This window comes from Alitiscatomonas aceti, from assembly GCF_025567195.1.
GTDB lineage: Bacteria > Bacillota > Clostridia > Lachnospirales > Lachnospiraceae > Alitiscatomonas > Alitiscatomonas aceti.
In genome coordinates this window covers 17,068-39,117 of sequence record NZ_JAOQJF010000013.1, presented here as the reverse complement: position 1 = coordinate 39,117, position 22,050 = coordinate 17,068, and the positions used below count along the sequence as shown (strand labels likewise).

Genomic DNA, 22,050 nt, shown 5'->3' with positions numbered 1-22,050 from the left:
TAATCAAGGGGCGACAGCAAAAAAGTGCTGCCGCCCTTTCCCATAATCGAAGAAAGGGGGATTTTCCATGACTGAATACGAAGCCTATCTTTTTGTATTACTTCCAGCACTTGACGCAGAAAGAAATCGGAGAACAAAACGGCTGGACACGCAGCACAATCGGGAGGCATATTCAGCTTGTATTGGTGTTTCCGCCGAGGGATGAGAATGACAAGTTTGCTATCTTGCCTTATTTCTGGATTCCGGAAGATACGTTGGAGTTTCGAGTCAGAAGAGACCATGTTCCGTATGATGTCTGGGAAAAACAGGGGTATCTTATGACCACAGAGGGAAATGTTGTTCATTATGGATTTATTGAAAAATTCATAGAAAGGCTGGGAGAGCGTTTCAATATCCGAGAGATTGCATTTGACCGTTGGGGAGCTGTACAGATGGTACAGAACCTTGAAGGCATGGGATTTACGGTTGTTCCGTTTGGTCAGGGATTTAAAGATATGAGTCCGCCGACTAAAGAGCTGATGAAGCTGACATTAGAGAAGAGATTGGCTCATGGAGGACATCCAGTTCTTCGTTGGATGATGGATAATATTTTTATTCGAACAGATCCGGCAGGAAACATTAAAGCAGATAAGGAAAAATCTACAGAGAAGATTGATGGTGCCATTGCAACGATTATGGGACTGGATAGGGCGATTCGTTGTGGAAATCCAAATACAGAAAGTGTTTATGATTCCAGAGACATTTTGTTCATATAAGTAGGGAACATTTCAAGATGTTTGTTGTTGAAAATGTTCCCTATGAAGATTCGCTATTCAATTTATCGAGTAAAACAGTTGTTGTGTTTGATGCGATATGTACACGTTCCTTTTTGAGTAATGCCCGTTTCCTCTGATTTGTTTCGTAGTCTCGTTCACCTTTAGCGAAAGCCGAACAGCAAAGAAAATCGCATTTGGCATCTCCTTTTGGAGTGGTATGGATGATGAAAACATAACTATCAATCACCAGATGACTGGCGATCAGGTAATCTGCCTTAATGTTGGTGATAAAAGGGTACATCCGAGGCATGAAGGAATAAAGATTAAAATCATGATCCAAGGAATGTTTCAAACGGATGAGTGCTTCTAATCGGGGCTTAATCATTTCCTCATATTGTGCTGCTTTTTGAATTTGTTCAAAAGTTATTTTCCCTTCAAGAATCCGCTCTGCAATTTTAGCAGAGGAATAGTTTGGAAGGGAGATGTCTTTCGTGTATTGAAAACCGGCCAGATGTGGATAGTCCTCATTGGAAAACGTGAGGTTGATAGGATACAAAGTCTTTTTGTAGCCATACACGAACTGGTAACGGTATTCAGTTAGCTCTTCCACGCCAATGCGGATTGTTTTAAAATGTCCATTTTGTACAGCCACCTTTGGTAAAAATTAAAGGACCTTGCGTGAGCAAGGCCCCATAAAAGCGTTTTCTTTCAGTTCCGAAGAACCTATTCGGCTTGAGGTTATCGCATAACCCAAGGTCTGGCTCCACAACCGGCTGCATACCGACACAGTCAATTGCTTCATAACCAACGATAGCTGATCTCGTCGCTATCCTCTATAAATATTATAGCATAAAATAGATTCAAGTCAATAACCTGAATTTATTTTGGGAGATGCACGGATTTGTGCATTTAATATATTATATGGAATCAGATGAAAAAATGTCAATGAAAAATTTGGAAACAAACAAGGAGTGAAATAATCATGGGATTTTTAAAGCAAGGGATAAACCACAAAATGCTACATCTGGAAGTGCATACCGATTTTTTATCGGTGGCAGTTCCAGTGGGAAGAATGTCAATGAGCGTTCTGCCATGCAGATGACAGCGGTGTATTCCTGTGTACGTATCTTATCAGAGGCGGTGGCAAGTCTTCCGCTTCATGTTTACAAGTACAACGGAGATGGAGGTAAGGAAAAAGCGATGAAACACCCGCTTTTTTTTTGCTCCATGATGAGCCGAATCCGGAAATGACTTCCTTTGTATTCAGGGAGACATTGATGACACATTTGCTCCTGTGGGGAAATGCGTATGCCCAGATTATCCGTAATGGCAAGGGAGAAATCATTGCATTGTATCCTCTGATGCCGAACCGAATGACCGTGGATAGGGATGATAAAGGACAGCTTTATTATCAGTACAACACCAGTAAGGATGATGCACCAACCATGAAGGGAAGCATGGTCAATCTGAAACCATTGGATGTTCTTCATATTCCTGGTCTTGGATTTGACGGACTGGTTGGGTATTCTCCGATTGCAATGGCAAAGAATGCGATTGGCATGGCCATTGCCTGTGAAGAGTATGGTGCAAAGTTCTTTGCAAATGGTGCCACACCGGGCGATATCTTGGAGCATCCGGGAACCGTAAAGGATCCACAGAGGGTAAGGGAGAGTTGGACATCTGCCTTTGGTGGAAGTTCCAATGCAAATAAAGTGGCAGTTTTGGAAGAGGGAATGAAGTACACACCCATTTCCATCAGTCCGGAACAGGCACAGTTTTTAGAAACAAGAAAATTCCAGATAAACGAAATCGCTCGAATTTTCCGGGTTCCTCCACACATGGTCGGGGATTTGGAGAAGTCGAGCTTTTCTAATATAGAGCAGCAGTCTTTAGAGTTTGTGAAATATACCTTAGATCCTTGGGTGGCAAGGTGGGAACAGGCCATTGTCCGTTCTTTATTTTCTGCGGATGAAAAAACACAATACTTTGTCAAGTTCAATGTGGATGGGCTGCTTCGTGGCGATTATCAGAGCCGTATGAATGGTTATGCCATCGGCAGACAGAATGGATGGATGAGCGCCAATGATATTAGGGAACTTGAAAATCTTGACCGTATTCCGGAAGAGGAAGGTGGAGATTTATACCTTATCAACGGGAATATGACTAAATTAAAAGACGCAGGAATATTTGCGGGAAAGGAGAGCGAACCGAATGAAGAAGTTTTGGAAGTGGAAGAACCAAACGGTTCTGAATCAGGAGACACAGACGGAAACAGTGGAGAGAACATTGTTCCTAAACGGCACCATCGCAGAGGATAGCTGGTTTGATGATGATGTCACACCGCAGATGTTCAAGGAAGAATTGATGGATGGAATGGAAACATTACGGTCTGGATTAATTCGCCCGGCGGGGACTGTGTGGCTGCCGCCCAGATTTATAACATGCTCCGTGAGTATGAGGGCAAGGTTACAGTCAAGATTGACGGGATTGCGGCATCCGCAGCTTCGGTCATTTCCATGGCAGGTGACAGGGTGCTGATGTCTCCAGTATCCATGATGATGATCCATAATCCGATGACCATTGCTTTTGGGGATTCCGGGGAAATGCAGAGAGCCATTGACATGCTGAAAAGCGCGAAGGATTCCATTATCAATGCATATGAGCTGAAGACTGGAATGTCCAGAACCAGACTGGCACACCTCATGGACGCGGAAACATGGATGGATGCAAATAAGGCGATTGAGCTTGGTTTTGCAGATGAAATCATCCAGAGAAATGGTGCTGTGGATGAGTTGGAAGTGCCACAGGTATCCATGCTGTATTCAAAAAACGCGGCGGTCAGGAGAAAAAGACTGGTCGTGCTTCCAACGAATATAAGGAAGTAATGCTTCATGCGATCCGCAACAACTTCCGTAACATCAGAAACGTGCTTTCTGAGGGGATTGATGCGGATGGTGGCTATCTGGTACCGGAGGAATACGATTCCAGATTGATTGAAGGTCTGGAGGAGGAAAATATCTTCCGTAAACTTGGAACCACGATTACTACAAGCGGGGAACGTAAGATCAACATTGCCGGTGCAAAACCTACGGAGGCATGGATCGATGAGGGCGAAGAGCTTACTTTTGGTGATGCAAAATTCAGCCAGATCAATCTGGATGCCCATAAGCTCCATGTAGCTGTGAAGGTTACAGAGGAACTTTTGTATGACAAAGGCTGGCATGAATCTAAAGACGCTGCAGTATCTGATGGGGCATTCGGATATCGGGGTGACCATGAATACTTACACGCATCTCGGTTTGGATGATGCGAAGAACGAGATGATTCGCATGGAGGAACTGGAGCAGGCAAGAAAAGAAGTGGATAAGGCGGAAGGTAAGAAGCCGATGAGGCAGAATATGTTTAAGGTGGTATAAGGGTAATGGAAACGCTCAGGGGAGACCTTGGGCGTTATTTGTGTGTGGGGAATTGTGCGAGAATGCAAAAGAGAGTATAATTGATACAGGCATAGATTTGATTTTGGGTTGGATTTAGAATCATAAAAGATAATAATGAAGTAATGTAGCATAGTAGGTGTGATTATAATGTGTAATAAAATTGGTTGTATATATTGTGGTGCAGATAGTGACTTGTCGGTATCAGATATAATTCCAGATGCCTTGACAAATGGTAAAATATGTAACAGAAATGTTTGTAGAATAGAGCATAATAATAGATTTAGTGATGCGTTTGAATATGAGGTTATTGAAGGCTTAGCAGCTATAACAAACGCATTAAATGTGAAATCATCAAAAGGAAAGAATTATGCCAAATATTCTACGGATATAATTGTAGATGGGATTACTTATAATACAAAGATATCAGCTGAAACAGAATTGTTTCATGGGGAAAAAGTTTTTAAAAGTGAGGATGGAAAACATTTTTTAGGACCAATGGATAAATTGTCTAAATTTAAAAATATTAAGATGGAAGATGTTTCAAAAATCGATATCAATGAAATTGGAATAGAAAAACGTATAACAGTTGATTTATCTGTGTTTTTCAGTGATAGTATGTATCGTCTAATTGCAAAGATAGCATTTGAGTGGTATTGTTTGTGTAATGACATTCAGAATAAATGTGATGAGTTGGAATCGATTATTCAGTTTATAACGGATGGAAGTGGTGATAATCCAGTTAGGATTCTTTGTAATGGCGATGAACAAGTTTTTAATGCTATTGTTGCGGATATTGGAAATCATACTTTGATTTCATATGTACCGGAAGACGGATCATTGAATGTGTTAATATGTTTCTTTGGTATAGCTTTGTATAATGTGAAGTTAAGCGAAACAGTTCCAGATAATTGTAAGTATAAGGTCAATTACATATCCATTAATTTAGATGGAAAGCGGACAGAATTTAAGGCAAGGACAGAAGAAGAATTATTATTTGAAGTAAATAGCCAAATGAAGCCAATAGATACAATAAGTAATATTCAAATCACCATTCCAAAGAATATGAAGGATAATACAATTCTTGCTAAAATGTTTTACATGACAAGTGAACGGTTACATAATGGGGTAGATTTCAATATAGATGAAATAGAGATACGTAAGAATTTAAAAAAGAATATTGACTACATTTTGAAAATGTCATCACTTACTTGGCACGGACTCAAAAGATTTGTGAAAGAGTATGAACAAGTTATTGAAGCAGGAATAAAATTGAATGAAAGGCAAGTTGTAACTAGGACATTATTTCCATTTTACTTATTATTTATGGTGGGACAAGCGAATGGTGAAATCAATAGCTTCAAAGAACTAAATAATCGAATTGTAAAAAAATTTGGAGCGAGAGAAATTAGACTATCGTTTGATGTGTGTGAAAAAATGCAAGAAGAGATCTTAGCGCATGACGATTATGCTGAGATAATAAAGTGTGGAGCGAATATTGTATCGAATATGTAAAAGGTATAAAGCTATAAATGAGCAAATTTGAAAAATTGCACAAAATTATCCTGCTAACTTCATAAATGCGTGAAAATCATTACTTTCTTTTGCACATTGGAAGAGATACTGATATTTTTCTGTCTGGATCGTGCTTCTGATTCGCTGGTAGCCTTTTTCAAAAGAACAGAATTCACCAGTCCTTGTTACACACATAAAATGTGCCATTGACATGAGAAGCCAGTATCTTCGGATTCCCTGTGCGGAACGTATCTGGTAGCTGTCCAGTGCCAGTTTATTCTTACACTGACGAAAAAATATCTCTATTGACCACCGGTAGACATAATAAGACAGTGTTTCGTTCACTGATAGTGAAACATCTGTACTGAGAAAAGCACGTAGTGCTCTTGGATTTCCAAATGCTTTTTCCGGATAACTTAAAAGAACTACGGCATTTTCAATACCATTGAGATTTCCCTCATATCGATACACGTAGTATTTTTGTTTTTTCACTGTCACAAGGTGAAAATGGGAGCGTGTGGTCGATAAAAGAGCAGCAAACTCATTAAGCTTCTTTTTGAATCCAAATGGATAAAGCATCCGGTTTGTTTTCAGTGCACCTATGGTATGAAATCCCCTCCCAGCGAAAGTATTGATTATTTTTTCAGAAGTATACCAGCAGTCACAAAGGAAATAGGACATTACTGGTGGAACCGGCAGTTCTTTTGCAATGTTTTCTACAATATCAATTTTGGAAATCGATTTGTTGTACATTACAAAAGCATAGTTCAGGACAATGCCGTTACAGGAAAGCATAACAGCAACTGCCTGGTGTCCATAATCCTGTTTCCCCTTTAAATGGGATTGGTGAAAATACGCATCTTCAATAGGATGTAAAGCCCGTGACGAAGGCTTTGTCTTTGAAGCTATTGTATCGTCTACAATGCAGAAAACAGGCTTTACGGTGCGTGCTGCTTCTGAATAAATAATCTCTATAACAGAACGTTTTAAGGTATCTGAAAGTAAGGAATCATCCCATTTTCCTGAATTAAGGAAATGTGCAATCGTAGTTCTGTGGCAGGAACTGTTTTTAGCAAAGTCCGTGGTTTTTCCATGATATCCTGAAATAAAAATGCTGATCAGGATACTGATAAGATGGTTTATCACTCGGTTCGGATAGAATTTGCATAAGTTTAATTTCTTAAGCTGGTTGTATATGAATGCAGAATGATGTATAGTATTTGCGAGAGGCACCTTCTTTCGTAAATGTTGCAAATGTTTGTTTGAGCACTTTCATTATACAACATCTGGAATCGAAGTGTCTTTCTTTTATGCAAAATCACGAACTTGCTCATTTATAGTATAAAGGCGATATTATAAGCAAAACACTAATTTAAAAGATTTTTGCGAAAATGCACCCCCTTAACCAAGCAATCGTTAAAAGGTTCAAAAATCGGAGTAGTCTGCACCCCCTTAACTGACTACCAAGTGACTACATTTGACTACTACACTAGGTTGTAAATTGCCACATTTTGCGTAGTTTTCAAGAATCAACACAGAAGTGTGTAGTTCTGGAAATTCTAAAAAAGACCGCAAAACTGGGCATTTTACGGCATTACAGGAGGAAAAATATAATGATAAAAGTACTTTTCATTTGTCATGGCAACATCTGCCGCTCCCCCATGGCAGAGTTCGTTTTAAAGGATATGGTATCCAGGCGGGGCATGGCCGATCAATTTGAGATCGCGTCGGCGGCCACTAGCACAGAAGAAATATGGAATGGGGTAGGAAATCCGGTTTATCCGCCGGCAAGAGAGGAACTGGCAAAGCACGGGATCCGCTGCGACGGCAAGCGGGCCGTCCAGCTAAAGGCGGCGGATTATGATCATTATGATTATCTCATCGGCATGGATTCCATGAACATCAGAAATATAGAACGCATGACTGGGCACCGCAGCGGGGATAAGATCAGAAAGCTGCTTGAGTTTGCAGGCTCCACAGCAGATTGCCGGGATCCCTGGTATTCCGGGGCGTTTGATGAAACGTACAGGGATGTGGTCACTGGATGTACGGCATTCCTGGAATATCTGGAAAGAGAGGGCAGGATCTGATGGAAGATCCTGCTGTTGACCAGAGGAAGGCCTGCTTTCCTGATTGAAAAGAAAACAGCTGAGGAGGTTTGCGCGTATGAAATTGCTGCATCTTTCGGATCTCCATATTGGAAAACGGGTGTATGAGTTTTCCATGCTGGAGGATCAGAGGTATATTTTAGATGAGATTCTGGGGATCGTGGACCAGGAGAGGCCGGACGGCGTTCTCCTGGCCGGGGATATTTATGATAAGACCGTGCCGTCCGGGGAGGCAGTGCAGGTGCTGGACGGATTTCTGACGTCTCTGGCGGACCGGGGGATCCCGGTTTTTCTGATCAGCGGAAATCATGACTCTCCGGAACGGATCGCTTTTGGGGCAGAGCTCATGAGCGGCCGCCGGGTGTATGTATCTCCGGTGTACGACGGAACAGGAAGGAGCATTGTTATGGAGGACCAGTACGGTCCGGTGACCATATGGCTCCTTCCTTTTCTGAAGCCGGCGGCGGTCCGCCATGTGTTTCCGGACCAGGAGATCGGGACGTATGAGGAGGCGGTCCGGACGGCGGTGGATCACCTGGATGTGGATACGGGAATGCGGAACGTACTGGTGGCCCATCAGTTTGTGACGGGAGCCGTCCGGTGTGAGTCGGAAGAGGTTTCGGTGGGCGGCCTGGACCAGGTGGGCGTATCGGTGTTCGATTCCTTCGACTATGTGGCCCTGGGCCATATCCATGGTCCCCAGCATGTGGGACGGGAGACGGTGCGCTACTGCGGAACGCCGCTGAAATATTCATTCTCAGAGGCATCACAGGAGAAGTCAGTGACCGTGGTGGAGCTTTTTGAGAAGGGAAATATAAAGATCTCCCAGATCCCTTTAAAGCCGCTGCGGGACATGAGGAAGCTCCGGGGGACATATATGGAGGTGGCCAGCCGGGAATTTTACAGGGAGATGAACACAGAGGACTATGTCCAGATCACGCTCACGGACGAGGAGGACATTCCCGAAGGGATCCAGAAGCTGCGGGCAGTTTATCCGAACCTGATGCGGCTGGAGTATGACAACCGGAGGACTAGGGAGGACCGGGAGATGGAAGCTGGGGATCATGAGAAGGAGAAGACTCCCATGGAGCTTTTTGAAGAGTTTTATGAGCTTCAGAATAACCAGCCCATGAACCATGAGCAGAAGGAGCTGGCAGAATATATGATACAAAAAATACTCAGTGGGGAGGCGGGAGCATGAAGCCGGAAAAACTGATCATCAGTGCCTTTGGCCCTTACGCGGCGGAAACAGAGGTGGATTTCACAAAGCTGGGGGACGGCGGCCTGTATCTGATCACCGGAGATACCGGTGCAGGCAAGACGACGATCTTTGACGCTATCACCTTTGCGCTCTTCGGAGAGGCCAGCGGGGCCGTCCGGGAGGCCGGTATGTTCCAGAGTAAGTATGCAAAGGCCGGGACACCGACTTTTGTGGAGCTGACGTTTTTAAGCCATGGAAAGCGCTACCGGGTCCGCCGGAATCCCGAATACGTGCGTCCCAAGGAACGGGGCCAGGGTGTTACGACCCAGACGGCCAGGGCGGAGCTGTATTTTTATGACGGCAGGCAGCCTGTGACAAAGACGGGTGAGGTGACCCGGGCTGTGGAGCAGATCCTGTGCTTTAATTATGGGCAGTTCACCCAGATCGCCATGATCGCCCAGGGGGACTTTCAGAAGCTCCTTCTGGCAGATACGGCAGAGCGGGGAAAGATTTTCCGCCAGCTGTTCCATACGGAGCTTTTTTCTGACCTGCAGAACCGTCTCCGGGAGGAAAAAAATGCCTGCGATGCGGAATACAGGGAGATCCGCCGGAGCATTGCCCAGTCTCTGGATGGGGCGGACTGCTCGGGGGAGCCAGACCTGGAGGAACGGCTGTCGGAACTGAGGAAGGTGAAGTTTGAGGGCCAGGTGGAGGCAGGGCTGGAGCTTTTAAAGGCACTGACAGACCGGGGAAGTGGGCGTCTGAAAAATCTGGACGCCCGTCTGGAGAAGCTGGACGGCCAGATACGGGAGCAGGCCGCATACCTGGAGAAAGTGCGCCAGAATGGAAAAAGAAGGAAGGGGCTGGAGGAGAGGAAAAAGGAGAGAGAACAGTTCCTTCCGGTACTCCAGGTAGCGGCCGGCGCCTGGGAGGAGGCGAAAAGCTCCGGGGATGCAGTGCCGGAGCTGGACCGGATGATCCAGGAATGTACGGAATGGGAAAGGCAGTATGGGGGCCTGGAACAGGATCAGTCCCGTCTGGCCGGTCTGGACCGGAGACGGGAGGAGGAAGCCGGGGGACTGGAACGCCTTCTGAAAAGGCAGGCGGAGCTGGACCAGGAGCTTCTGGCTGAAAAAAGGGAGATCCGTTCACTCTCTGAAGCAGATGGAGAACGGGAACGTCTGCTGGGACGTCAGACAGGACTCCAGAACAGAAGGAACGGACTGGAGGGGAAATTTTCCCAGTGGAAGGAGGTCCGGGAGCAGCTTGCCGGGAACCGGGAGCGGCTTTCAAGGCTTTTGGAGCAGGAGGCCGGAGAGCGGGAAAGAAAGGATGCCCTGGAGCAGAGCCTTCTGGAAATGGAGGGAGCAGAGACCAGGGAGCAGGCCATGGTCCATGAGGCAGAACGCTGCACAGAGCAGAGGCGGAAGCTGGACCTTCTGGACCGGGGCATCCGGGACGGGAAGGAAAGGCTGTGCCGGGCAGAGGATTCCTGGAAGCAGGCTGGGGAGCAGTGGAAGGCTGCCCAGGCGGATCAGTCTGCCCTAAAGGAGATGGGAAAAAGGCTCCATGAAACGGAGCTTTCACTGGCAGCCTGGAAGCAGGAGGAGCTGAGGCTGATGGAGAGGCTGGCTTCAGTGAAGCAGTTTTATGGAAGGATGGAAAAGCTGGATGCCATGTTCCAGGAGCTGGAGCGGGCCCAGAAGGAGTATGAGCAGGCGGCTGCCGTTCATGGAAGAGTCCAGGAGGATCTCGGGATCATGGAGCAGCTTTTTTATGACGCCCAGGCAGGGCTTCTGGCCAGAAATCTGACAGAGGGAGAGAAATGTCCGGTCTGTGGTTCTGTCCACCATCCGGAACCGGCCAGGCTTTTAACGGGAGCGCCCGAAAAGCCAGAGCTGGACAGGAAAAAGAAGGAGGCGGACCGGGTCAGACAGGCCATGATCGAGGCCAGCGCGGCGGCCATGCAGGGCGGCCTGCGGCTTCGGGAAGAGGAGGAGAGCCTGAGGGGAGAGGCAGGGGAGCTGTTTGACATGGCCATATCCTGCGAAGACCGGGAATGGAGGACGTTTTTCCAGAGCCGGGCAGCCGCAGAGATCAAGGCTGCAGAGACAGCGCTGGATGCAGGGAAGGAGCAGGCGGGAGCCATGATCCAGCTCCTGGAGCAGAAATCCAGGGTGGAACAGGAGAATGCCAGGCTGGAGACCACGCTTCCAGAGCTCCAGAAGGCAGAGGAAAGGGCCAGGGAGACTGTGACGGCTGCGGAAACGGCACTTTCGGGCCTTCGTGACCAGCGAAAGAGCTTCCTGGAGGAGCTGGGTCTTCCAGACAACGGGGAGGCTTTTGAGGAACTGTCCCGGCGGTGCAGGGAGAAAACGGATGCGCTTTTAAAGGCCCGGGAGGAAACCGCCTGTTACCGGAGGCTTCGGGAGGAGCGCCTGGAGCTCCAGAAGCGGCTGGAGGCTGTCCAGAGGGAGCTGGCAGAAAAACAGCAGGAGGAGTCTGCCGGCATGGGCCGGCTGGAGGCATTGGAGGATCAGATCCAGGCGGAGCTGGAGCTTCCGGGGACCGAAGCCGGTCTGAAATCTGGGAAAGCGATGGAAAACGAGCTGGAGGATCTGGATGCGGCGCTTTCAAAGATCCAGGCGGAGCTGGAGGAGAACCGGAGAAAGCTGCTGCGGAGAGAGCAGCTGGAAAAGGCAGCGGAGGAAACGGAACGGCTGTCCGGAGACTGCCAGAAGCAGGCCGGGGATAAGAGGCTCCTTCTGGCCCGGATGGATGCGGAGCGGGCCGGTCTTCTGGGCTCCATAGAGGAGAAAAAGGCGGTTCTGGGAGCTCTTACCAGGGAGGAAAACCGGAGAAAGGGAGAGGAGGCCCGGGAAAAGAAACGGGCTGTATCGGAACAGACCGCAGAGGCAGAACGGGCATATCTGAAATGTATGCAGAAGGATGCCGGCCTCCGGGAAGCAATAACAGCCCTGGAGGGACAGACGGATCCCATGGTCACGGAGAGCGAGGCAGACGCCGCAGAGGCACTGGGACAGAAGGAGAGGGAAAGAGAGACAGCCCGGGAGGAAAGGACCAGGCGGTATGCGGAATATGAGAACAACCGCCGGATCTACGACGCTGTTTTAAAAAGCCGGGACGCCATGGTGAAGGCAGAGAGACGCTACATCTGGGTGAAAGCCCTTTCGGATACGGCCAATGGGAATCTGGCCCAGAAGCATAAGATCGAGCTGGAGACGTATGTGCAGATGGCGTACTTTGACAGGATCCTCCGGAAGGCCAATGTGCGGCTCATGACCATGACCGGCGGCCAGTATGAGCTGGTGCGGAAAAAGGACCAGGACACCAGGCAGGGAAAGGTGGGGCTGGATCTGAATGTGACTGATCATTATAACGGAAGCCAGCGCAGTGTGAAGACGCTTTCCGGCGGAGAGTCGTTCATGGCGTCCCTTTCTCTGGCCCTGGGGCTTTCTGATGAGATCCAGGCCAGGGCCGGAGGGATCCAGCTGGATGCCATGTTCGTAGACGAGGGCTTTGGTTCCCTGGATGAGGAGGCCTTAAACCAGGCGGTGAAGGTATTAAACGGTCTGGCCGGAGGAAACCGTATGGTGGGGATCATTTCCCATGTGGCGGAGCTAAAGGAACGGATCGACAGGAAGATCGTTGTGAAAAAGGACCGGACCGGAGGCGGGGGTGGAAGCAGGATTGAGGTGGGGTGAAGGCCATGCGGGGGTGCAGGTCCCGGAACGGGTCAGGAAATCCGGGCTGGTTTCGGGGCCGGGTACATCCAGGGCCCCTGCAAATGCCCGGCTTTCCTGGCCCGTTCCGGGAAGCAGAGACGCTGGCTGTGTGAGGGAGGGAAAGGAAAAGGGATAGAGAAAAGCCGCAGAAGGGGCCAGTGTGGCGGGGCTTTCTGCGGCTTTCGTTGTGTGCTTTTGGCGTGCTTCCGGTGCCTTTGGGTTTGGGGCTTCCGGGAGGTTTTTGGTTTACATGAAGATGTATTTCAGGATGAAGAGCAGCGCCAGGACGTACATCATGGGGCTGATCTTTTTGGCCCTGCCGGTGACGGCGTTGACGGCCACATAGGAGATAACTCCCATGGAGATGCCTTCGGAGATGCTGTAAAAGAACGGCATGGCAGCGATGCAGATGAAGGCGGGGATGCCCTGGCCGGGATCCTTAAAGTCGATGTCGCTGACCGCGCCCACCATGTAGAAGCCTACGACGATGAGGGCCGGGGCCGTGGCGAAGGACGGGATCGCCAGGAAGACCGGGGACAGCAGCAGGGACAGGAGGAACAGCACAGCGGTGGTCAGGGAGGTAAGTCCGGTGCGGCCGCCCTCGGATACGCCGGAGGCGCTTTCTACGAAGGTGGTGACTGTGGAGGTACCTAAAATGGCTCCGGCGGTGGTGCCGATGGCGTCTGCCATGAGCGCGCCTTTGATCCGGGGGAGCTTTCCGTCTTTGTCCAGCATATCGGCCTTGGAGGCCACGCCGATCAGTGTTCCTATCGTATCAAAAATATCTACAAACAGGAATGCAAAGATAATTACGGCAAATTCCAGGAGCGGCACCCCGTCCAGGCTGAACTTACAGAAGATCGGAGCCAGGCTGGGGATGGAGATCCCGTTGGAGAAATCCGGAAGCAGGCTGTAAAAGCCCAGGTCCGGGTTGGGTACGTAAAGTCCGGCAAACTGGCAGATCACGCCAAGTCCCCAGGTGATCAGGATCCCCCAGAGGATATTGCCCTTGATGTTTTTTACCACCAGGACAGCAGTGATGATCACGCCGATGATGGCCAGCAGGACAGTGATCCCGGCGTCGCTCATGGAGGCGGTCAGTCCCTCTGCCAGGGTCTCGTTATAGCCCTTCAGGGAGAACAGGCCCACCAGGGTGGAGCCGCCGATGACGATCTTCGCGTTCTGCAAGCCGATGAAGGCGATGAACAGGCCGATGCCCACGCTGACGGCCTTTTTCAGGTTGAAGGGGATGGCGTTGAAGATAGCCTCCCGGATATTGAACAGGGACAGAAGGATGAAGATCAGCCCCTCTGCCAGGACGGCTGCCAGAGCCACCTGCCAGGAATAGCCCATGCCCAGGACTACCGTATAGGCAAAGTAAGCGTTTAAGCCCATGCCGGGTGCCAGGGCAAAGGGGTAGTTGGCAAACAGGGCCATGCACAGGGTTCCCAGGAAGGAAGCGATGGCGGTGGCGGAAAAGACGGCCCCATGGTCCATTCCGGCAGCGGAAAGGATGTTGGGGTTTACAGCAAGGATGTAGGCCATGGTCATGAACGAGGTGACTCCGGCCATGACCTCCGTTTTTACGTCAGTGTGATTTTCTTTTAAGTGAAAGATTCTGTCAAGATCCATGATATCCTCCGGTCATTAATTCATATACGTCATCATAAAGGCAGCCACGATCTCCATTCCCATATGAAGATCCTTTACGTTTAGGAACTCCTCACGGGTGTGAGCGCCAGTTCCCATATGTCCGCCAAAGCAGAGGGAGGGAACGCCGGTGGAAAGCGGGATGTTGCAGTCGGTGGAGCCGGATTCGCATTCCACGCGCTTTCCGGTGAAGGCCTCGATGATGTCTAAGGCTTTGTTCACCAGGGCATCCTGTTTTTCCTGGTCCACGTCTCCGGTGCAGGGACGCTCTCCAAGGAGCTCCAGATCCACGGAAACCTTATCCATGTTTCTGTATGCGTCCACAACGGACAGGAAGTATTTGTTCATGGCCGCCAGGCTTTCGCGCACGTCGGAACGGTATTCAAACCGCATCTCTGCGTACTGGGCGATGGTGTTGATTGATGTGCCTCCGGTGATGGTGCCCACGTTGTAGGTGCTTTTTCCCGGCGCCGGAACCTTATAGGAATAAAGGGTATCGATCATGGAGGACAGTACCTGGATGGCGTTCAGGTTGCCGAATTTTCCATAAGAGTGGCCGCCCTCAGTATGTACGCCCACACGGTAGCGCAGGGAGCCCACAGCGCCGGTGACCACGGAATCGTAGGAGCCATCCAGAGCCACATGGACAGCGATCTTTCCCTCATAGTCCTTCATTAACTGGCGTACGCCCTTCAGATTCCCAAGTCCCTCTTCTCCGGAGCTGGCAACGAAGAGGATGCCGCATTTGGGAACATAGTTGTTTTTGGTGAACCATGCGGCTAAAAGCATCATAATGGCCAGATTGGATGTATTGTCGCCCACACCGGGACACCGCATGATGTCGCCGTCATAGACCACATCAAAGGGCTCCATATCCGGGAAGACCGTATCGGAATGGGCAGTGAAGGCCAGAAGGTCCTTCTGGGACTCGCAGTGGAACGGGTAGATCACATTTAAGGCGTTGTCGATGTAAGAGCCTTTGCAGCCCTCTTTTTCAAACCAGTCCCGGATAAACTCCGCCCGAAGCTCCTCATGATTGGATGGGGCCGGGATGCGGCATAAGGTGTCCAGAAGCTTTACCAGTGTGTCCTGGTTCTGGGCGATGTAGTCCTTCAGTTCCTTTGGCAGAAATTCGTTCATGTTGTAACCCTCCTGATTGTATTTGATATGGGGAAGGATCTTCCCCTCTGCTTCCAGACGGCTCTGCACCTGCCGTCCGGCGGCATGAGATCTATAAAACGGTCCGCCAGGTCTGCGGGCCTGGCGGACCGTCATAAGAAAACGCAGAAAACTGCTATTTCTTATCCTCCTGGACTGGTTCGCACGTCAGCTCGATCCCCAGTTTTTTAAAGATATTGGTGTCCACATCCGATAAAAGGACAGAGGTATGGACCTGGCAGCCTCTGAGCTTTGGAAGCTGTTCCAGGGCTGTTCTGGCATTCTGGTCCGTGGCGGCGCAGGTGGACAGTGCGATGAGGACCTCATCGGTGTGGAGCCTGGGATTGGTGCTTCCAAGATACCGGACCTTCAGCTCCTGGATGGGCGCAATGGATTCGGGCGAGATGAGATCCAGGTCATGGTCAATGCCGCCCAGTTCCTTGATGGCATTTAAAAGAACGGCAGCGGAAGCCCCGAGGAGCTCCTTGGTCTTTCCAAGGACGATCTTTCCATCGGGCAGCTCCAGGGCCGCGGCTGGAGCTCCAATGGTCTGGGCCAGAGAAAGGGCAGCCGGGACCACCGGACGGTCATTGGGGGTGATCTTTGCCTGCTTCATGATCAATTCGATCTTGTAAGCCTCGCTTCTGGCGGATTCATCGTCCACGATCTTTCCCAGGGCCTGGTAATAGCGGCGGATGATCTCCTGGCGGGATGCCTCCCGGCAGGCCTCGTCGTCCATGATGCAGAAGCCGTTCATGTTGACGCCCATATCCGTGGGGGATTTATAGGGGCACTCTCCGAAGATCCCCTCAAAGATGGCGCTTAAGACCGGGAAGATCTCCACATCCCGGTTGTAGTTGACCGTGGTGGTACCATAGGCCTCCAGATGGAAGGGATCGATCATGTTTACGTCGTTGAGATCGGCCGTGGCCGCCTCATAGGCCAGGTTCACCGGATGCTTTAAGGGCAGGTTCCAGACAGGGAAGGTCTCAAATTTCGCATAGCCGGCCTTGATGCCCCGCTTATTTTCATGATAGAGCTGGGAAAGGCAGGTGGCCATTTTCCCGCTTCCAGGACCGGGAGCCGTTACCACCACCAGAGGCCGTTCTGTCTCGATATAGTCGTTTTTTCCAAAGCCGTCGTCGCTGACGATCAGGGGGATATTGCTGGGATAGCCGTCGATGGTGTAGTGGCGGTATACACGGATCCCCATTTTTTCCAGCTTTGTCTTAAACTGGAGGATGGCCGGCTGGTCGGAGTAGTGGGTGATGACTACGCTTCCCACATAGAGCCCCCGGTCCGTAAAGGCGTGGATGAGCCGCAGAACGTCCACATCGTAGGTGATGCCCAGATCGTAGCGGATCTTGTTTTTCGTGATATCGGCGGCGCTGACGGCAATGATGATCTCCGCCTGATCGGAAAGCTGCATCAGCATCCGCAGCTTACTGTCGGGCTCAAAACCCGGAAGCACCCGGGAGGCATGGTAGTCGTCAAAAAGCTTTCCACCGAATTCCAGGTACAGTTTATCTCCAAACTGGCTGATCCGCTCACGGATGTGATCGGACTGCATGGCCAGATATTTGTTGTTGTCAAATCCTAGTTTTCTCATGTTTCTTTATGCTCCTCCTCCTGTGATCTGCCATAGATTTTCACATACATTCCTATTATCGTACAAAAAGGAGGTTTTGAACAGAGGTTTTTTGAATTTTTTTCTTTCCTAAATGCCCATACTTATGTTAGTATAGAGATAACGGAAAAAAATACGCAGAAAGCTGCTTGTGAAAAGGAACGATACGATGAAAAAATGGTTATTTGCATTTTCCATGGCCGGTCTTCTGGCCCTGACCGGCTGCTCCAGGCCTGCACCGGAGGAAGAGACCAGTCCGGCGGAGACAGAAACCGTGGAGGAGGCTCCTGTTGAGGAGGAGACCAGCGGGATCAAGGTCATTGAAAATGTGGGACCGGATAAAAACAGGACTGTATCCTTAAGGATCGTGGATGAGAACAATCCGGCGCTGCCTGGAAGGGAAGCTGTGAAGGTACGTGGGATCTATATTTCCGGCCCCATGGCTGGAAGTACGGAGCTGTTCCAGAATATTTTAGACAGCGCCGCCGGGACGGAGATCAATACGGTGGTCATTGACTTTAAGGATGACCAGGGCCGGATCACCTGTCCGGTGGATTCGCCGGTGGCATCGGAGATCGGCGCCTGCCGTCCCTATGTCCAGGATATGAAGGAACTCATCGCATCTTTGAAGGAACGGGGCCTGTATGTGATCGCCCGGGTGGTGGCCTTCAGGGATCCCTGGCTGGCGGAGAAAAAGCCGGAGTGGAGCCTGCATCTGGCTGATGGGAGCCTTTACAGGGACCGGCAGGGGATGGCCTGGGTGGATCCCTACCGGAAGGAGGTCTGGGACTACCTGGTGGAGGTGGGAACGGAAGCAAAGGAGGCCGGCTTCGACGAGGTCCAGTTCGATTACATCCGGTTTTCCACCGAGGGGACCATGAGGGATGTGGTCTTTGACGAGGCGGTGACCGGAGGGCGCAGCAAGACCGACGTGATCACGGAATTTGTAAAGTACGCCTATGAAAACCTGGCTTCCCAGGGGCTTTTTGTGTCCGCCGACGTATTCGGAACGATCATCGGCAGCGACATCGACGCCCAGGCCGTGGGCCAGGTCTATACGGAGATGGCCAAGCATCTGGATTATATTTGTCCCATGATCTACCCGTCCCATTACGGGCCGGGGAATTTTGGCCTGGAGCATCCGGATACCATGCCCTATGAAACTGTGCTGGAGGCGCTTAAAAAGTCCCAGATGGTCATGGACCAGGCGGCGGAGGCCGACGGCCATGTGAGCAGCCAGGCCATTGTCCGGCCCTGGCTCCAGGATTTCACAGCCTCGTACCTGGGGGAAGGAAATTATATCCCCTATGGATATAATGAGGTCCAGCGGCAGATCCAGGCCGTAAAGGACGCCGGCTACGATGAGTGGATGCTGTGGAGCGCCGCCAACCGGTATCATTTTAAGGAAGAGGCCCAGTAGGGAGGAGCAGATGGAGCAGAGAAGATTACCAGCGCCGGGAGAGTTTTACCGGCACTTTAAAAATAAGATGTATCAGATCGTGGCTGTGGCCTCCCACTCCGAAACGGGAGAGGCCATGGTGGTCTACCAGGCCCTTTACGGGGATTTTAAGGTCTGGGTCCGGCCCCTGTCCATGTTCATGGAAGAGGTGGACCGGGAAAAATATCCGGATGCGGACCAGAGATACCGGTTTGAGCGGGTGACGGAGCCGGGAAGCCGGATGGGGGAAGGACCTGGGATCCAGGCCGGGGAAGAACCTGAGGAGGAGAAGCCCATGAATCCCCATCTCCTGGAGTTTTTTGACGCCATGGATGTGAGGGATTACGATAAGATGCTGGAGGCTCTGGCCAGGCTTTCCCAGAAGGCGGGGCAGAAGGAAGTGGACGATATCTGTATGGTCCTGGATATCCGCCCCCAGGGGGATTCGGCGGCAGAGCAGATCTCCGGGATCCGCCAGCATGTGCGGATGCTGAAAAAATTTGATGGGGAGCGGCTGCGTTGACAGAGAAAGACGAGAACGGTTTTAATATAGAAGAGGAACTGAAAAAACTCCCAGCTTCGCCGGGAGTTTATATCATGCACGACAGGCATGACGAGATCATTTACGTGGGAAAGGCCATAAGCCTGAAAAACCGGGTGCGCCAGTATTTCCAGGAAAGCCGGAGCAAGACGGCCAAGATCGAAAAAATGGTGTCCCGGATCGCCCGGTTCGAGTATATCATTACGGATTCAGAGCTGGAGGCCCTGGTCCTGGAGTGCAATCTGATCAAGGAGCACCGTCCCAGGTACAATACCATGTTAAAGGATGACAAAACGTATCCTTATATCAAGGTGACCATGGACGAGGCCTTCCCCAGGGTCCTGTTTTCCCGGACCATGAAGAAGGATAAGTGCCGGTATTTCGGCCCCTATACCAGTGCCGGGGCGGTGAAGGATACCATCGACCTGATCCATAAGCTGTGGAAGCTCCGTACCTGCACCAGGCGGCTCCCGCAGGATATAGGGAAGGAGAGGCCCTGCCTCAATTACCACATTAAGCAGTGCCAGGCTCCCTGCCAGGGGTATATTTCCCAGGAGGAATATGGAAAGGCTGTGGCCCAGACCCTGGACTTTTTAAACGGAAAATATGAGCCGGTCCTCTCCATGCTGGAGGAAAAGATGATGCAGGCCTCGGATGAGATGGATTTTGAAACGGCCATCGAATACCGGGAGCTTTTAAACAGCGTAAAGCAGGTGGCCCAGAAGCAGAAGATCACCAGCCAGAGCATGGAGGACCGGGACATCATTGCCATGGCCAGGGACAGTGAGGACGCGGTGGTCCAGGTGTTCTTTGTCCGGGACGGAAAGCTCATTGGCCGGGAGCATTTCCACGTTTCGGCCTCCACGGCCGGAGACGACAGCCAGATCATCGGCAGTTTCATAAAGCAGTTTTACGCCGGAACGCCGTTTATCCCCAGGGAGGTCTGGGTCCAGCAGGAATTTGAGGAAATGGGGCTGGTGGGCCAGTGGCTCACAAAGCGCCGGGGCCAGAACGTAAAATTTGTGATCCCCAAAAAGGGGCAGAAGGAACGGTTAGTGGAGCTGGCGGCCAAGAACGCCCTTCTTGTCCTGTCCCAGGATAAGGAAAAGATCAAAAGAGAAGAGCTTAAGACCATCGGAGCCATGAACCAGGTGGGCGAATGGCTGGGGCTTTCTGGAGTGAAGCGGATCGAGGCCTTCGATATTTCCAATATCAGCGGCTTTGAGTCGGTGGGCTCCATGGTAGTCTATGAGGACGGAAGGCCCAGGCGCAACGATTACCGCAAATTTAAGATCAAAACGGTCCAGGGGCCCAACGACTATGCCTCCATGGAGGAGGTGCTCACCAGACGGTTTGAGCACGGTCTTTCAGAGCGGGAAGAGCTTATGGCCATGGAGACGGCGGACGGGGATCCGGGAAATATGGAACGGTTCGGGAGCTTCACACGCTTCCCGGATCTGATCATGATGGACGGCGGAAGGGGGCAGGTGAATGTGGCCTTGAAGGTTCTGGAGCGTCTGGGGCTCTCCATCCCGGTCTGCGGCATGGTCAAGGACGATAACCACAGGACCCGGGGCCTCTATTACCAGAATGTGGAGATCCCCATTGACCGGTACAGCGAGGGCTTTAAGCTGATCACCAGGATCCAGGACGAGGCCCACCGGTTTGCCATCGAATACCACAGGAGCCTCCGGAGCCAGGGCCAGGTCCGCTCAGTCCTGGATGATATTGAGGGCATCGGGCCAGCCAGGAGAAAGGCGCTGATGCGCCGGTTTAAATCCCTGGAGGCCATCCGGGACGCCAGCCTGGAGGAGCTTTCCTTCACTGAGGGGATGAACCGGCGGGCAGCAGAAAGTGTATATGGATTTTTCCACGGGGAGCCGGAAGGAAAGGGATCCGGTCCGGAAAGCCCGGGAATGAATCGCCAGGAAGGAGAATAATATGTACGGGGTTACTATTACGGAACTGATAAAAAAAATGGATTTCAGAAATCTTACGCCGGAGATCGATGCCGACAAGATCGTTTTATCCCATCCGGACGTGAACCGTCCGGCCCTGCAGCTGACAGGCTTTTACGATCATTTCGATAACGAGAGGGTCCAGATGCTGGGAAATGTGGAGCTGGCTTATCTTTCCGGACTTACCACAGAGCGGCGCAAGGCCATGTATGATAAGCTTTTGTCCAGCAAGATCCCATGTATCGTATTCTGCCGCGGCCAGGAGCCGGGTGAGGACGTGCTGGCGCTCTGCTGCCATTACGGCGTTCCCTGCCTGTCCTCTGCAAAGCCCACCTCGGACGTGATGGCGGAGGTGACCCGCTGGTTAAAGGCCAAGCTGGCTCCCTGCATCAGCATCCACGGCGTTCTGGTGGACGTGTTCGGTGAGGGCGTTCTCATTACGGGGGAAAGCGGCATCGGAAAGAGCGAGGCGGCCCTGGAGCTCATCAAAAGGGGCCACCGGCTGGTGAGCGACGACGTGGTGGAGATCCGGAAGGTGAGCGACGAGACCCTGGTGGGCTCCGCTCCCGATATCACCAAATATTTCATTGAGCTCCGCGGCATCGGGATCATTGACGTGAAGACCCTGTTCGGCGTGGAGAGCGTCAAGGATACCCAGTCCATCAACATGGTGATCCGTCTGGAGGAGTGGGATAAGAGCAAGGAATACGACCGTCTGGGCATGGAAGACCAGTATACGGAGTTCCTGGGCAATAAAGTGATCTGCCACGACATCCCCATCCGTCCGGGAAGAAACCTGGCAGTGATCGTGGAGTCGGCGGCTGTCAATTACCGCCAGAAAAAAATGGGCTACAATGCGGCCAAAGAGCTTTATAACCGGGTCCAGGCGAATTTGGCCAGAAAGAGCTGACAGGAGGTT

General features: G+C 50.9%; 14 protein-coding genes and 3 pseudogenes. 12 read left to right on the top strand and 5 right to left on the bottom strand.

Annotated elements, in window-relative coordinates; translation table 11 throughout:
• Positions 1 to 179: 179 nt before the first annotated feature.
• A pseudogene (locus tag OCV69_RS08160) lies at positions 180 to 755 on the top strand (terminase TerL endonuclease subunit); the annotation flags it as partial.
• 40 nt (positions 756 to 795) lie between these two features.
• On the opposite strand, the gene OCV69_RS08155 reads toward OCV69_RS08160, so the two are convergent.
• A complete protein-coding gene (locus OCV69_RS08155) occupies positions 796 to 1,407 on the bottom strand; it encodes a PBECR4 domain-containing protein (RefSeq protein ID WP_262563055.1) in 612 nt (203 codons plus the stop codon).
• 335 nt (positions 1,408 to 1,742) lie between these two features.
• Here OCV69_RS08155 and OCV69_RS08150 point away from each other — a divergent pair.
• The 4 genes and pseudogenes from OCV69_RS08150 (at position 1,743) to OCV69_RS08130 (ending at position 5,704) form a co-directional block, all read left to right on the top strand.
• Positions 1,743 to 3,073: pseudogene (locus OCV69_RS08150) on the top strand (phage portal protein).
• Positions 2,967 to 3,553, top strand: a pseudogene (locus OCV69_RS08145) (head maturation protease, ClpP-related); the annotation flags it as partial. The pseudogenes OCV69_RS08150 and OCV69_RS08145, both read left to right, overlap by 107 nt.
• Before the next feature lie 86 nt (positions 3,554 to 3,639).
• Positions 3,640 to 4,062, top strand: coding sequence for a phage major capsid protein (locus OCV69_RS08140; protein WP_317258417.1), 423 nt, complete (start codon positions 3,640 to 3,642; stop codon positions 4,060 to 4,062).
• 277 nt (positions 4,063 to 4,339) lie between these two features.
• Positions 4,340 to 5,704: a hypothetical protein gene (locus tag OCV69_RS08130; RefSeq protein ID WP_158358568.1), complete on the top strand. Its 1,365-nt coding sequence runs from the start codon at positions 4,340 to 4,342 to the stop codon at positions 5,702 to 5,704.
• A gap of 45 nt (positions 5,705 to 5,749) precedes the next feature.
• Here OCV69_RS08130 and OCV69_RS08125 read toward each other — a convergent pair whose 3' ends face one another.
• The gene (locus OCV69_RS08125; protein ID WP_262563054.1) at positions 5,750 to 6,850 is read right to left on the bottom strand and encodes a transposase; all 1,101 of its coding nucleotides are present in this window, start codon (positions 6,848 to 6,850) and stop codon (positions 5,750 to 5,752) included.
• Positions 6,851 to 7,317: 467 nt separating this feature from the next.
• Between OCV69_RS08125 and OCV69_RS08120 the strand changes: the two genes are divergently transcribed.
• The 3 genes from OCV69_RS08120 (at position 7,318) to OCV69_RS08110 (ending at position 12,738) form a co-directional block, all read left to right on the top strand.
• The gene (locus tag OCV69_RS08120) at positions 7,318 to 7,794 is read left to right on the top strand and encodes a low molecular weight protein-tyrosine-phosphatase (protein ID WP_022273358.1); all 477 of its coding nucleotides are present in this window, start codon (positions 7,318 to 7,320) and stop codon (positions 7,792 to 7,794) included.
• 76 nt (positions 7,795 to 7,870) lie between these two features.
• Positions 7,871 to 9,013, top strand: a complete 1,143-nt coding sequence (locus OCV69_RS08115; protein ID WP_158358569.1) for an exonuclease SbcCD subunit D — start codon at positions 7,871 to 7,873, stop codon at positions 9,011 to 9,013.
• Entirely contained in the window at positions 9,010 to 12,738 is a 3,729-nt protein-coding gene (locus OCV69_RS08110) for an AAA family ATPase (RefSeq protein WP_158358570.1), read from the top strand. The genes OCV69_RS08115 and OCV69_RS08110 overlap by 4 nt, the downstream gene beginning before the upstream one ends.
• Before the next feature lie 267 nt (positions 12,739 to 13,005).
• Here the strand turns inward: OCV69_RS08110 and OCV69_RS08105 are convergent, their stop codons facing one another.
• The 3 genes from OCV69_RS08105 to OCV69_RS08095 form a co-directional block, all read right to left on the bottom strand.
• The gene (locus OCV69_RS08105; RefSeq protein ID WP_158358571.1) at positions 13,006 to 14,391 is read right to left on the bottom strand and encodes an NCS2 family permease; all 1,386 of its coding nucleotides are present in this window, start codon (positions 14,389 to 14,391) and stop codon (positions 13,006 to 13,008) included.
• Positions 14,392 to 14,406: 15 nt separating this feature from the next.
• Positions 14,407 to 15,549 carry a M20/M25/M40 family metallo-hydrolase gene (locus OCV69_RS08100; RefSeq protein WP_262563053.1) on the bottom strand — a complete coding sequence of 381 codons (1,143 nt, stop codon included), beginning with the start codon at positions 15,547 to 15,549 and terminating at the stop codon, positions 14,407 to 14,409.
• A gap of 154 nt (positions 15,550 to 15,703) precedes the next feature.
• On the bottom strand, positions 15,704 to 17,176 hold the full coding sequence (locus OCV69_RS08095) for a DUF1846 domain-containing protein (RefSeq protein WP_158358573.1): 1,473 nt from the start codon (positions 17,174 to 17,176) through the stop codon (positions 15,704 to 15,706).
• A gap of 187 nt (positions 17,177 to 17,363) precedes the next feature.
• Between OCV69_RS08095 and OCV69_RS08090 the strand changes: the two genes are divergently transcribed.
• The 4 genes from OCV69_RS08090 to hprK are packed head-to-tail and all read left to right on the top strand — an operon-like array spanning position 17,364 to position 22,041.
• Entirely contained in the window at positions 17,364 to 18,614 is a 1,251-nt protein-coding gene (locus OCV69_RS08090) for a putative glycoside hydrolase (RefSeq protein WP_158358574.1), read from the top strand.
• A gap of 10 nt (positions 18,615 to 18,624) precedes the next feature.
• Positions 18,625 to 19,155, top strand: coding sequence for a DUF1653 domain-containing protein (locus OCV69_RS08085; protein ID WP_158358575.1), 531 nt, complete (start codon positions 18,625 to 18,627; stop codon positions 19,153 to 19,155).
• Positions 19,152 to 21,113 carry an excinuclease ABC subunit UvrC gene (gene uvrC / locus OCV69_RS08080; protein ID WP_158358576.1) on the top strand — a complete coding sequence of 654 codons (1,962 nt, stop codon included), beginning with the start codon at positions 19,152 to 19,154 and terminating at the stop codon, positions 21,111 to 21,113. The genes OCV69_RS08085 and uvrC overlap by 4 nt, the downstream gene beginning before the upstream one ends.
• 1 nt (position 21,114) lies before the next feature.
• The gene (gene hprK, locus OCV69_RS08075; RefSeq protein WP_022273368.1) at positions 21,115 to 22,041 is read left to right on the top strand and encodes an HPr(Ser) kinase/phosphatase; all 927 of its coding nucleotides are present in this window, start codon (positions 21,115 to 21,117) and stop codon (positions 22,039 to 22,041) included.
• The last annotated feature ends 9 nt before the right edge of the window (positions 22,042 to 22,050 follow it).